Source organism: Flavobacterium sp., from assembly GCF_025352425.1.
Lineage (GTDB): Bacteria > Bacteroidota > Bacteroidia > Flavobacteriales > Flavobacteriaceae > Flavobacterium.
This window is the reverse complement of sequence record NZ_JANXTI010000056.1, coordinates 1-12,838: the sequence shown is the minus strand read 5'-3', so window position 1 is coordinate 12,838 and position 12,838 is coordinate 1. Positions and strand designations below refer to the sequence as shown.

11 protein-coding genes and 1 other RNA gene are annotated in these 12,838 nt (G+C 35.0%); 4 read left to right on the top strand and 8 right to left on the bottom strand.

Annotation, left to right across the window (positions count from 1 at the left end):
- Positions 1 to 5: 5 nt before the first annotated feature.
- The gene (locus Q0Q99_RS07655) at positions 6 to 398 is read left to right on the top strand and encodes a response regulator (RefSeq protein ID WP_293893840.1); all 393 of its coding nucleotides are present in this window, start codon (positions 6 to 8) and stop codon (positions 396 to 398) included.
- A gap of 48 nt (positions 399 to 446) precedes the next feature.
- On the opposite strand, the gene rny is transcribed toward Q0Q99_RS07655, so the two are convergent.
- The 4 genes from rny to Q0Q99_RS07635 form a co-directional block, all read right to left on the bottom strand.
- Positions 447 to 2,009, bottom strand: a complete 1,563-nt coding sequence (rny, locus tag Q0Q99_RS07650; protein WP_293893837.1) for a ribonuclease Y — start codon at positions 2,007 to 2,009, stop codon at positions 447 to 449.
- Between the two features lie 49 nt (positions 2,010 to 2,058).
- A non-coding RNA gene (gene ssrS / locus Q0Q99_RS07645) (6S RNA) lies at positions 2,059 to 2,166 on the bottom strand.
- 53 nt (positions 2,167 to 2,219) lie between these two features.
- A complete protein-coding gene (locus tag Q0Q99_RS07640; RefSeq protein ID WP_293893835.1) occupies positions 2,220 to 2,513 on the bottom strand; it encodes a cell division protein ZapA in 294 nt (97 codons plus the stop codon).
- Between the two features lie 3 nt (positions 2,514 to 2,516).
- Positions 2,517 to 2,807, bottom strand: a complete 291-nt coding sequence (locus Q0Q99_RS07635) for a hypothetical protein (RefSeq protein WP_293893833.1) — start codon at positions 2,805 to 2,807, stop codon at positions 2,517 to 2,519.
- A 184-nt stretch (positions 2,808 to 2,991) separates the two neighbouring features.
- Here Q0Q99_RS07635 and Q0Q99_RS07630 point away from each other — a divergent pair, with 184 nt between their 5' ends.
- From Q0Q99_RS07630 to Q0Q99_RS07620, 3 genes are read left to right on the top strand one after another with little or no spacing between them, the layout of a single operon-like run.
- Positions 2,992 to 4,689: a M23 family metallopeptidase gene (locus tag Q0Q99_RS07630; protein ID WP_293893831.1), complete on the top strand. Its 1,698-nt coding sequence runs from the start codon at positions 2,992 to 2,994 to the stop codon at positions 4,687 to 4,689.
- 9 nt (positions 4,690 to 4,698) lie between these two features.
- On the top strand, positions 4,699 to 7,176 hold the full coding sequence (locus Q0Q99_RS07625) for a carboxypeptidase-like regulatory domain-containing protein (RefSeq protein WP_293893828.1): 2,478 nt from the start codon (positions 4,699 to 4,701) through the stop codon (positions 7,174 to 7,176).
- Between the two features lie 38 nt (positions 7,177 to 7,214).
- Positions 7,215 to 7,928 carry a hypothetical protein gene (locus tag Q0Q99_RS07620; protein ID WP_293893825.1) on the top strand — a complete coding sequence of 238 codons (714 nt, stop codon included), beginning with the start codon at positions 7,215 to 7,217 and terminating at the stop codon, positions 7,926 to 7,928.
- 4 nt (positions 7,929 to 7,932) lie between these two features.
- Here the strand turns inward: Q0Q99_RS07620 and Q0Q99_RS07615 are convergent, their stop codons facing one another.
- From Q0Q99_RS07615 to Q0Q99_RS07600, 4 genes are read right to left on the bottom strand one after another with little or no spacing between them, the layout of a single operon-like run.
- Complete coding sequence (locus Q0Q99_RS07615) at positions 7,933 to 8,112, bottom strand: hypothetical protein (protein WP_293893822.1); 180 nt, start codon at positions 8,110 to 8,112, stop codon at positions 7,933 to 7,935.
- A gap of 16 nt (positions 8,113 to 8,128) precedes the next feature.
- Positions 8,129 to 9,958: an ABC transporter ATP-binding protein gene (locus Q0Q99_RS07610; RefSeq protein WP_293893819.1), complete on the bottom strand. Its 1,830-nt coding sequence runs from the start codon at positions 9,956 to 9,958 to the stop codon at positions 8,129 to 8,131.
- Entirely contained in the window at positions 9,958 to 11,685 is a 1,728-nt protein-coding gene (locus Q0Q99_RS07605) for a phospho-sugar mutase (RefSeq protein ID WP_293893816.1), read from the bottom strand. Before Q0Q99_RS07605 ends, Q0Q99_RS07610 begins: the two co-directional genes overlap by 1 nt.
- Positions 11,686 to 11,717: 32 nt before the next feature.
- Positions 11,718 to 12,677 carry a glycosyltransferase family 2 protein gene (locus Q0Q99_RS07600; RefSeq protein WP_293893813.1) on the bottom strand — a complete coding sequence of 320 codons (960 nt, stop codon included), beginning with the start codon at positions 12,675 to 12,677 and terminating at the stop codon, positions 11,718 to 11,720.
- Positions 12,678 to 12,838 lie beyond the last annotated feature (161 nt).

Sequence of the window (12,838 nt, the reverse complement as noted above, 5' to 3'; positions counted from 1 at the left end):
TTTAAATGAAGTTTAACAACGTCTTTATCGTTGATGATGATAAGATACATCACTTTATCATCAAGAAGTTATTAGAAAGTAATACAATTGATATTGAATCAATTTTTTTCGAAAATGGTTTGGATGCCATAAATGATTTGAAAGAAAAAATCAGTAATTGTGGGATTCTCCCTGATTTGATTTTGTTGGATATCAACATGCCTATATTGGATGGCTGGCAGTTTTTAGAGGAATTTATACGTCTAGAAACAAACACTACTCATGATATTGTAATTCACATCATAAGTTCTTCTGATAACAGAATTGATATAGAAAAAGCAGAAAATTTTAAGAATGTAGTTGGAAATTATTACGTAAAACCAATGACTAGCGATGCTATAAAAGGCATCTTCTTATAATAAAAAAGGCAACCAATCGGTTGCCTTTTTTATTATTAATTATAAATTTTACTTTGCAATATTTACTGCTCTCGTTTCACGGATTACGGTAATTTTAACCTGACCTGGATAAGTCATTTCTGTTTGTATTTTTTGTGAAATCTCAAAAGAAAGACTGGCTGCATTTTCGTCACTTACTTTTTCACTTTCAACAATAACACGAAGTTCACGTCCTGCCTGAATAGCATACGCGTTTTTAACTCCATTAAATCCGAAAGCAATATTTTCTAAATCTTTTAATCTTTGGATATAAGAATCAAGAACCTGACGTCTTGCACCAGGTCTCGCGCCCGAAATTGCATCACAAACTTGTATAATTGGAGAGATTAAATATTTCATTTCAATCTCATCGTGATGCGCTCCAATAGCGTTGCACACTTCTTCTTTCTCACCGAATTTTTCTGCCCATTGCATTCCCAATAACGCATGTGGTAAATCACTTTCTGCATCAGGCACTTTTCCAATATCGTGAAGTAAACCGGCACGTTTTGCTAATTTTACGTTCAAACCCAATTCAGCCGCCATTATTCCACAAAGTTTAGAAACTTCGCGCGAGTGTTGTAATAAATTTTGTCCGTAAGAAGAACGGTATTTCATTCTTCCCACCACTTTAATTAACTCAGGATGCAAACCGTGAATTCCTAAATCAATTACGGTACGTTTACCAACTTCAATGATTTCATCATCGATTTGTTTAGTTGTTTTGGCTACAACTTCTTCAATTCTTGCAGGATGAATTCTACCGTCGGTTACTAACTTATGCAATGACAAACGGGCAATTTCCCTTCTTACAGGATCAAAACAGGAAAGTATGATAGCTTCCGGCGTATCGTCAACAATGATTTCAACTCCTGTGGCTGCTTCCAATGCACGGATATTTCTTCCTTCACGACCAATGATTCTTCCTTTAACGTCATCCGATTCAATATTGAAAACAGAAACACAATTCTCAACGGCTTCTTCCGTTCCAACACGTTGAATGGTGTTGATAATAACTTTTTTAGCTTCTTGCTGCGCAGTCAATTTAGCTTCTTCAATGGTATCCTGAATGTGCGACATGGCTTTTGTTTTAGCTTCCGCTTTTAAACTTTCCACCAATTGCTCTTTTGCATCCTCGGCAGAAAGGCCCGAAATAACTTCAAGCTGCTGCACCTGACTTTTATGAAGCTTTTCAAGTTCCTGCTGTTTCCTGTCTAAGAGTTCAATTTTGGAATTGTATTCTGTTGTTTTCGCTTCGTAATCGTCGTTTACTTTTTTAGCTTTTGCCAATTCACTTGAGACCTGAGATTCTTTGTCTCGAGTTCGTTTTTCTATTTCAGAAATTCTTTTGTCTTTATTTAAAATCTCTTGCTCATGCTCGGATTTTAATTCTAAAAATTTTTCTTTTGCCTGCAATAACTTATCTTTTTTGATATTTTCACCCTCAAGATTGGCATCTCTTAAAATTGATGTGGCTTCTTTTTTGGCATTTTTAATCATATTGGAGATATTACTTTTTTCAAGGAATTTTGCAACTCCAAAACCACCAGCAATTCCCGCAATAAGTGCAATTATAATTAGTACTGTTCCCATTGTTTGTTTTAGTTTATATATAAAAAAAGCCTACATTAAATGAATGCATAAACTCGAAAAGACAAGTTTTGAGCTAACGCGTTGGTCAAGCTTCCACCAATTATGTGGCATGCTTTAGTAACGACGATTTACTCATTTTAATTTGTTAGTGTTGAGTTTACCAATTAAAATCTAATGTAGGCGGTATTGTAATCTTATGTGAAAAGAACGTTATTTTTTTTCGAGATAGTTAAATAATAAATCATTAATTTTTTTCAATCGTTCAAGATCTTTACTGTCAATGGAACTGTCAACTTGCTTTTGTTCTACCTGAGAAGCAAATTGTAAGGCACACATCGCCAATACATCTTGTTTATCGCGAACAGCATAGTTTTCTTCGAATTGCTTAATCATGGCATCAATTTTTTTGGAAGCACTTCGCAGCCCTTCTTCTTGCGACAGCTCAACCGTTAACGGATAAACCCTGTCTGCAATTGATAACTTTATTTTAAGCTTTTCATCCATGTTTTAGTCTGATAACTGAGCAATACAGTAATCTATCTCTCGGATTAATGAATTTATTTTAAGCTTTGTATCTCGTTTATTTTCTTCACCGCCTAATAATGAATTAGCCATTTTGAGAGAATCGCATTCTGATTTTAAAGCGGCAATCTCATCCGATTGCTTTTGAATCATTGCGACAGATCTATCTAATTCTTCTTTCACTGAAACAGAACCTTGCTCTAAACTATTTATTTTATTAAAAAGTTTCGCTATCCTATTTTCAACAGAATTAATTATTTCTGCAATTTCACTCATGAAATATTTTATTCATTACTTACTTCACAAAGTTAGGATTCTATTTTGTTTGCGCAATATTTTTGCCAATTATTTATCGCTATTTTGATATGAAATTATAATAAATTGTTTTTTAAGGAGTTAGAAAATGAACTTGTATTGTAAATTTTTACGCACTTTTAATTATCTTAGCCAAAACAACTTTATGAGAAATTTTTGTTTTATTTTTTTATTTTCATTTTCGATATTTGGACAAGTTCAATATCCAAAAGATTATTTTCGCTCACCACTCGACATTCCAATGCAACTTTCAGGAAATTTTGGAGAATTGCGTTTCAATCATATTCATTCGGGTTTTGATTGTAAAACCCAACAAAAAGAAGGTTTAAAAGTGTATGCTGCCGCAGATGGCTATATCTCCAGAATAAAAATTTCAGAAGGGGGTTATGGAAAAGCCATTTACATTTCGCACCCCAATGGTTACACAACTGTTTACGGACATCTGCAATCCGGTTATGGAGAAATCGAAAAATACATTAAATCAGCCCAATATAAAGTCAAATCCTATGAGATTGATATCGCTTTAAATCCAAATGATGTAGTTGTAACTAAAGGCGACATTATTGCGGTTTCCGGCAATACCGGTGGTTCTGATGGGCCACATCTTCACTTTGAAATTCGGGATACACAATCTGAAAAAATTATCAATCCGATGTATTTTGGATTTGACGCGGTAATAACCGATTCGAAACGCCCAATCATAAACAGTTTATGGGTTTACCCGTTAAACGGTAACAGTATAGTGAATGAATCTAAAAGACCAATTTCGGTAAACTTATCGTTGCAGGATGACGGAAGTTATTTAGCTGAAAAGATTTCGGCTACAGGAACAATAGGTTTCGGAATAACGACATCTGATTATGATGATGTTTCCTGGAATGCTAACGGAATTTTTAGGGTTCAAACGTATCTTAATGGGAAAACCGACTTTGGCTATCAATTTGACACTTTTGCTTTTGATGAAACACGATTGGTTAATATGTTGATTGATTATGGTCGCTATAAAAAGCAAGGTCAACGTGTTCAGAAATTGTTTATGAAAAATCCTTATCCGTTAAGCATCATAAAATCGGGTTCAAATAACGGAATCATTACAGTACCGGGTAATGTTTTTCAATCTTATCGAATTGAGATTGCTGATTTTAGTGAAAACATTACTAAGATTTTTATTCCCATTCAATATTCACCATTGCCTGCCAATGTTTCTGAAGTACCAATAACCTCTAAATATTTTGTAAAAGCAAAAAACGAAAATATTTTTTCTCTCGAAAATGTCACAGTAAATTTCCCCGCGAACACTTTTTATGATGATTTTTATATGGATTTTGGCGTAAAAAAGGGAACCGTAAAACTTCATGAAGATATTGTCCCCGCATTTTCTAATTTTTCAATCACTTTTGAGGATAGTATTACGCCTCAGGAAGATAGAGAAAAAATGTTTATTGGCTTGACAAGCGAAAAAAGAATTAGCTATTACAATACTAAACGCTATAAAAACTCGTTTACTATTTACACTAAATATTTAGGTGAATACAAGCTTCTAAAGGATGGTGTACCCCCTAGAATAAAATCTGATAAGCATATTGGAGGTAAATGGATTAGCGATATAGATGAACTGAAATTTACGATTTCTGATGCATTGTCCGGAATTAAAAGCTATGATGGTTACCTGAATGGGAAATGGATTTTATTAGAATACGAGCCCAAAACCAAAAAACTCATTCATCGTTTTTCTGATGGCATAGTTGCCGAAGGAAAAAACGATTTAAAAATAGTCATTACTGATAATGTTGGAAATTCTACTATCTTTGAAACGCATTTTTTTAGAAGTCAAAAACCTTAACTCTATAATTTGAAAACAAATAGATTCTTTTGCACGATCCTGTTTTTCACAATAAGTATCATCGCTTTTGCACAAAATCCAACCGCTAAAGTTGCCGGAATTGTTCTAGACGAAAACAATAAACCTATTGAAGGCGTTAACGTAAGTTACCAGACAAAATCTGCCACTACTGATAAAAATGGTTTTTATGAATTAACGGTTCCTGCCAATCAAAAAATCATCCTTGTCTTTACCCATACGGCGCTGAAAAGCATCACTGTACCCATTCAGTTAAAGCCCGATGAAAACTTTGAATATCACGTTATGATGAATGACAAAGCGGAGCAGTTACAGGATGTAATAGTTACCAGCAGTAGGCGACGGGTGCAGGGAATTACATCGGTTGAACCGGAAACCATAAGAAGAAATCCAAGTGCCAATGCCGGAATTGAAAGTGTCTTAAAAACGTTTGCAGGCGTAAATTCTAACAGTGAATTGAGTACCCAATATTCTGTGCGTGGTGGTAATTATGACGAAAATCTGGTTTATGTAAACGAAATTGAAGTCTATCGCCCGTTTTTAATTCGCTCGGGACAACAGGAAGGTTTGAGTTTTACAAATACGGATATGGTTCAGAATGTTGACTTTTCTGCTGGTGGATTTCAGGCAAAGTTTGGTGATAAATTATCATCTGTTTTGGATATTACTTATAGAAAACCAACAAAATATGGTATTGCTGCCGAAGCCAGTTTTCTTGGTGGAAGTCTGACGGGGGAAGGCATTTCGAAAAATAAAAAATGGTCAGCCATTACCGGAATTCGTTATCGTGACAATTCACTTTTGGTAAACAGCCAAGAAACACAAACTAACTTTAGGCCAACGTATGCCGATGTGCAGACCAATGTAAATTTCAATCCAAATACAAAATGGCAGTTCAGTTTTCTGGGTAATATCTCTCAAAACAAATACAATTACCAGCCTTTGACCCGTCAGACCAATTTTGGAACAATTGATGAGCCAATAGCGTTACAGGTTTTCTACGAAGGCCAGGAAAAAGATAAATACCAAACCTTTTTTGGAGCTTTAAAGACCAATTACGTGGCCAATGAGAATAATACCTTTAGATTGATTGGTTCCATTTATAATACGCAGGAACAAGAATATTTCGACATTTTTGCCGCGTATTATTTGGGCGAAGTTGACACCAATATTGGGTCTGAAACTTTAGGGCAAGTTACTTTCAATCGTGGGATTGGAACTCAATTGAACCACGCACGAAACGATTTGGATGCTTTAATTGTTAATGCCGAAATTAAAGGAACACACCAAATCAACAACAAAAAGCACCAAATTGATTGGGGTTTTAAATACACACGTGAAAACATCCGCGACAGAATAGTAGAATGGGAAGTTATTGATTCTGCCGGGTTTTCTATAAATCCACCGCCTTTTCATGTGCCGAATGAGCAACCGTATCATCCTTATATTGGTCCGTTAGTTCCTTATCACAATATCAGGGCTACCAATTTCGTTGATATTAATAGATTTTCCGGATTTGCACAATGGAACACCAAAACCAAAATCGGGGAAAGTCAATTCTGGGTTACTGCCGGTGCCCGTTTTCATAGTTGGTTAGTTTCTGGAGATGGCATTACCGGTGCAAAAAGACAAACTGTTTTTAGTCCAAGAGTACAATTGGCATTAAAACCCGATTGGGAAAAAGATATGCTATTCAGATTGTCTGTTGGTTATTATCATCAATCACCGTTTTATCGTGAGTTGAGGGATTCACTGGGAACTGTTCGGCCGAATGTGAAAGCGCAGCAATCAATACATTTTGTACTGAGTAACGATTATAATTTCAAAATGAACAACCGTCCTTTTAAATTTGTAACCGAAGCGTATTATAAAACGATGACCGATGTTAACACTTATACGTTGGAAAATGTCAGGATTCGTTATCGTGCCGATAATGATGCTGTGGCCTATGCTTATGGTTTGGACATGAGATTGAATGGCGAATTTGTTCCGGGAACAGAATCCTGGTTGAGTTTTGGTTATATGAAAACCGAAGAGAATATTAGTGACAAAGGATATATTGCAAGACCAACAGATCAGCGATTGAAATTTGGAATTCTTTTTCAGGATTATATGCCCAATATTCCCAATATGAAATTATACCTTAATCTGGTTTATAATACAGGCTTGCCCGGTGGTTCGCCATCTTATGCCGATTCCTATCAATACCAGAGCCGTTTGCGTGATTATCGTCGTGCTGATGTCGGGTTTTCGTATGTCTTTACTGAAAGAAACAACGAAAGACCAAACGGACATTGGCTAAAGAAATTTAAAGACTTGTCGGTTGGATTTGAAATTTACAATTTGTTTAACAATCAAAATGCAATAACGAATACTTGGGTTCGCGACGTGTATACCAAAAATCAATACGGAATTCCGAACTATATGACTACGCGGGTTTTCAATGTGAAACTAACGGCGAGATTATAGAAATAATTCACTAATTTTGAGAATCAAATTTTATGAAAATGAAAAAATACTTTCTCTATATTGCTCTGATTTTGGTTGGATTTTTTTCGGGATGTAAAAAAGAAGAAGCAGAAAAACCCAAAGTTACTTACGAAACTACTTCTAAAGTAAAACCAGAAGTAGTTGCAGATACAAATCAAATTGAAGTGGCTGATTTACCAATCATTATGGAAGGAACGAATTTTTTAATTCATCCTATTGGTGTTATGACGGGTAATGTAAAAGGTATTAAATCTGCTTCAGATTCTCAGGAAAGTTTCACGGTCTCTAATTATGGCGAATACCAAATTACAGGTTATTTGAAAAATCTGAAATTCCAGGAAATAGGGAAGGATACCCTTTATGCTTTAACCAACAAGCAAATCTTAATAGAAACAGCGACTTATTTAAAAACATTTTCGGATATAAGCAAACAACAATTATTAGTCTATTCTCTGGCTGATATGGATACCAATAAAGATGGAAAGTTAGACAGCAGCGATATAAAATCGTTGTACATAAGTACTATTTCCGGACAAAAATTTACCAAACTTTCTCCCGATTTTCAGGAATTAATTGATTGGAAAATTATAGAATCAAAAAGTATTCTTTATTTCAGAACCATTCAAGACACCAATAAAAATGGGGAATTTGATGCCGAAGACCAACTCCAATATCACTTTGTAAATTTATTGAACAAAGATTGGAAAGTGAATAGTTATAAGCCCGTTTAATTACTTAAAATGCTTTTGGGAAACGCATAGAATATTGGCCAGCATAAAAACCAATCAATATCCAAATTACAATGAATCGGGATAAGACATGTTCAACTTTTTCTTCATCAAAAAATTGGAATGCGAATAATATCAAAACAGCAAATCCAATGATAAATAACATGTTGAAGTATTCTCTTTTCATATAAAATGGTTTTAGATTAATCAAATGATTGCATGGAAACTAATTTGGAATAGGTTCCGTTTTGAGATATGAGTTCTTCGTGATTTCCCTGCTCTACAATTTTTCCTTTTTGCATTACCACAATGATATCGGCTTTTTGAATGGTCGAAAGGCGATGCGCAATTACGATAGAAGTCCGGTTCTGCATCATGTTTTCCAAAGCAATTTGTACCAATCGTTCACTTTCGGTATCCAAAGCAGAAGTAGCTTCGTCCAGAATCATGATTGGTGGATTTTTCAAAACCGCTCTTGCAATAGATAATCGCTGTTTTTGTCCGCCGGAAAGTTTGTTTCCGCTGTCGCCAATATTCGTATAGATTCCTTCAGGCAAATCTTTGACAAATTCATAAGCGTTGGCAATTTTCAACGCAGCAATAATTTCGTCGTCTGTTGCATCTACTTTCCCTAATGAAATATTCGCTTTTATGGTATCGTTAAACAAAATAGAATCTTGTGTCACTAATCCCATCAGGCCGCGAAGCGATTGTAAATCCAAATCCTTGATGTTGATGTTGTCAATGGTTATACTGCCTTCATTTACGTCGTAAAAACGCGTCAGTAAGTTGGCAATGGTACTTTTTCCACTTCCGGATTGTCCAACCAATGCGACAGTTTTTCCTTTTGGAACCTGAAGCGAAAAGTTTATCAGTACGTTCTCCTCTTGATATCTGAAATTGATGTTTTCTAAAGAGATTCCCGTTTCAAAAGTTTCTTTATGAATAGCATTTGGCTTGGATGTAATTGCGTTTTCCTCTTCCATCAAAGTGAAAACACGTTCAGCAGCAGCCAATCCTGTTTTAACCTGATAGGAAGCTTTGGAAATGTTTTTGGCTGGAGTTAAAATTGTATATGCCAATGCTATATATCCTATAAATGCGGTACTTGCCAATGATTTATCGACCAAAACCATATAACCACCATAATATAAAAGCACAGCAATAGTTAGTATTCCAAGAAATTCACTCATTGGCGAAGCTAAGTTGCTTTTATTTCCGATGCTATTGGATAGCTGCTGTAATTTTTTAACTGAAGTATTGAATTTTTCAATAAATAGATTTTCTGCATTGTAACCTTTTACGACTTTCATTCCACCCAAAGTTTCGTCTAAAATAGAAATGAAATAACCCGTTTCTTGTTGTGCTTTTTTGGATTTTGCCTTTAGATTTTTACCAATTCTCGAAATAATAAGTCCCGAAATTGGAATAAAAATAAATACGAATAGCGTCAGTTTAGAGCTTATAGCCAGCATAGCAGCAATTGAAAAAAGGATTGTTAACGGTTCACGGACTACTAATTCCAATACTTGGAAAAAGGAGTTTTGAACTTCGTTGATATCACCAAGCATTCTCGACATCACATCGCCTTTTCTTGTATCAGAATAGTAAGAAACCGGAAGATGTATAATTTTTTGGTATAATTTTTCCCGTAAGTCCTTCAAAACGCCGGTTCTCAATCGGGTTACATGAAAAGAAGCCAGATAATTGAAAATGTTTTTCAATAAAAAAATCACAATTACAATAGAAACTACCAGTAATAATGCGTATTCCGGGCCATTTTCATTTGATAATTTTGTAATGTAATAATTCAATAAATCTTCTCCATATTTACCTAAAAAACCAATGCCTTTGTACATTGGCATAACCGTTACTTCTTCTGTTTCCTTAAAAAGAACTTTTAAGGTTGGTATTATAGAAACCATTCCCAATGTTGAAAATAAAGCATAAAATATATTGAAGACAATGTTTAAAATTACATTGTTCTTATATTTTAAGGCAAAAGGAATTAATTTTTTGAGATTGCTATCCATTAGTTCAATTGCATTTCTGAAATTATGTTCGCGATTTTAGTATCTAAAAATGTTTCAGCTACCGTAATTTCATCCAAACTTTCAATAGCAGTGTTAACACTGAAATAGAATTTTATTTTTGGCTCGGTTCCACTTGGGCGAGCACAAATTTTGGAACCGTCTTCTAAATAATAAATCAATACGTCCGATTTCGGAACGTTCAGGGTTTCCGTTTCATTGGTCAGAAGATTCCTTGCTGTCGAGTTTTGGTAATCTTCCACCATAATAACTCGTTGCCCATTAATTTCAGAAACAGGATTTTCGCGCATATCCACCATCATTTGTTTGATTTCGTTTGCTCCTTCCATTCCTTTTTTGGTAATCGAAATCAAATGTTCTTTATAAAAACCAAAGTCAACATACATTTGTTCTAATTCTTTATAAACTGAACTTCCATTTTCTTTGGCCTGCGCCGCAATTTCACACATTAATAAAATCGCACCAACAGCATCTTTATCGCGAACGGCATCACCAACCATAAAGCCAAAACTTTCTTCGCCACCGCCAATAAATTTAAGTTCCGGAAAATCACGAATGAATTTTGCAATCCATTTGAAACCGGTTAAACCAACTTTGCATTCTACATCGTAAGCCGAAGCCAATTCCAACATCATTGGTGTTGAAACGATTGTAGAACCGATGAATTGCTTGCCGTTAATTTTTCCGGCTTTTTTCCATTGTTCCAAAAGATAATGCGTCATCACAACCATAGTCTGGTTTCCGTTTAATAACTGCATTTCACCTTTGTTATTTCTAACGGCAACACCAAGTCGGTCGCTATCAGGATCAGTTCCAAAAACAATATCCGCATTGATTTTATCTGCTAAAGCCAAAGCCATAGTCAATGCTTCCGGTTCTTCGGGATTTGGAGAAATTACTGTCGGGAAATCACCATTTGGTTCCGCTTGTTCAGGGACAATATTTACATCCGTATAACCTGTTTTTTCTAATACTTTCGGAACCATTTTGATTGAAGTTCCATGTAAGGATGTGTAAGCAATTTTTAAATTTTTTCGGGCTTCCGCCGAAGTATTGAAACTAGCATTATCAATAGTCGATTTGGCAAAAGCTTCATCAACAGCAACATCAATATATTCAATCAGCTTTTCATTGGTATCAAATTTGATTTCGCTGTATTTTAAACTTTCGATTACACGAACAATCTCAACATCATCTGGCGGTACTATCTGTCCGCCATCCCTCCAATACACTTTGTATCCGTTGTATTCCGGTGGATTGTGTGAAGCTGTTAAAACTATTCCGGCATGACAGTTTAAATATCTGACAGCGAAAGATAATTCCGGTGTTGGACGCATTTCAGAAAACAAATACACCTGAATTCCGTTTGCAGAAAAAACATCAGCAACGACTTTAGCAAGCGTATCACTATTATGTCGACAATCATAAGCAATTGCGACTTTAAGTTGTTCGCCAAGAAATGTTTTTTTTAAATAATCCGACAGACCCTGGGTGTTTTTTCCAAGAGTATATTTGTTTATTCGATTAGTTCCAACGCCCATTATTCCGCGCATTCCACCCGTTCCAAACTCCAAATTTTTATAGAAACTCTCTTCTAAGTTTTTCGGAGAAGAAGTCATCATTTCTGTGATTTCGTCTTGGGTTTTTTGGTCAAATGTCGGCGTAAGCCATTCGTTTACTTTATCTAATATATTTTGTTCGATATGCATGTTCTTAATTTTATTCTGAAGCTAAAGTTGCATTACAAATTCACTTCTTTAGAAATTTTATAACGTTCCTCGTTGTTCTTTGTTCTTAATATTATTTCACCTAAAAATCCAGCTAAGAATAGTTGAGAACCAATAATCATAGCCGTTAAAGCGATATAGAAAAGTGGATTTTCGGTTACCAAAATAGTTGATTCATCAAACACAAATAATTTCAAAAGCTTGATTGAAATAATTAAAAAAGTAGATAAAAATCCAATGATAAACATAATCACTCCAAGCGCGCCAAAAAGATGCATCGGGCGTTTACCGTATTTTGATAAAAACCAAATTGTTATCAAATCTAAGAAGCCATTGATGAATCGGTTTATGCCAAATTTTGATTCACCATATTTTCGCGCTTGGTGTATTACTATTTTTTCTCCGATTTTTCCAAATCCGGCGTTTTTGGCTAAAACAGGAATATAGCGGTGCATTTCGCCAGAAACTTCTATGTTTTTGACAACGACATTTCTATACGCTTTTAATCCACAGTTGAAATCGTTCAGATGAACACCAGACGTTTTTCGCGCTGCCCAATTAAACAATTTAGAAGGCAAGTTTTTGCCGACAACAGAATCATAGCGTTTCTTTTTCCAACCCGAAACCAAATCATAGTTTTGGTTAATAATCATGTTGTATAAATCGGGAATTTCCTCTGGGCTGTCCTGCAAATCGGCATCCATTGTAATAATTATATCGCCTTTGGCTTTCGCAAAACCGGCATGTAGCGCTTGTGATTTACCAAAATTCCTAAGAAAACGAATTCCTTTTACGTTTTGATTTTCTTTTGAAAGTTGTTCAATAATTTGCCACGACTCATCCGTACTACCATCATCTATAAAAATTACTTCATAGGCATAATTGTGGGTTGTCATTACTTTGACAATCCATTGGTATAATTCAGGTAAAGATTCCTGTTCGTTAAGAAGTGGAATTATTATAGATAAATTCATTTATACTACTTGATTCGATCTTGTTTTAAAAATAGCTGCTAGAATTAAACCAAAAATTGCACTGAATAAAATACTGAAAACAGAACCTTTTAATAATTGACCAACAGAAAATTGATCATTCGCCTGCATATCTTTTATAGCTTGGTTAACAGCTTCCTTAG

Bases quoted from the DNA above. Each gene is read 5' to 3' on its own strand.
- Q0Q99_RS07655 (WP_293893840.1), top strand. From the start codon at position 6: ATGAAGTTTAACAACGTCTTTATCGTTGATGATGATAAGATACATCAC.
- rny (WP_293893837.1), bottom strand. From the start codon at position 2,009: ATGGGAACAGTACTAATTATAATTGCACTTATTGCGGGAATTGCTGGT.
- Q0Q99_RS07640 (WP_293893835.1), bottom strand. From the start codon at position 2,513: ATGGATGAAAAGCTTAAAATAAAGTTATCAATTGCAGACAGGGTTTAT.
- Q0Q99_RS07635 (WP_293893833.1), bottom strand. From the start codon at position 2,807: ATGAGTGAAATTGCAGAAATAATTAATTCTGTTGAAAATAGGATAGCG.
- Q0Q99_RS07630 (WP_293893831.1), top strand. From the start codon at position 2,992: ATGAGAAATTTTTGTTTTATTTTTTTATTTTCATTTTCGATATTTGGA.
- Q0Q99_RS07620 (WP_293893825.1), top strand. From the start codon at position 7,215: ATGAAAAAATACTTTCTCTATATTGCTCTGATTTTGGTTGGATTTTTT.
- Q0Q99_RS07615 (WP_293893822.1), bottom strand. From the start codon at position 8,112: ATGAAAAGAGAATACTTCAACATGTTATTTATCATTGGATTTGCTGTT.
- Q0Q99_RS07610 (WP_293893819.1), bottom strand. From the start codon at position 9,958: ATGGATAGCAATCTCAAAAAATTAATTCCTTTTGCCTTAAAATATAAG.
- Q0Q99_RS07605 (WP_293893816.1), bottom strand. From the start codon at position 11,685: ATGCATATCGAACAAAATATATTAGATAAAGTAAACGAATGGCTTACG.
- Q0Q99_RS07600 (WP_293893813.1), bottom strand. From the start codon at position 12,677: ATGAATTTATCTATAATAATTCCACTTCTTAACGAACAGGAATCTTTA.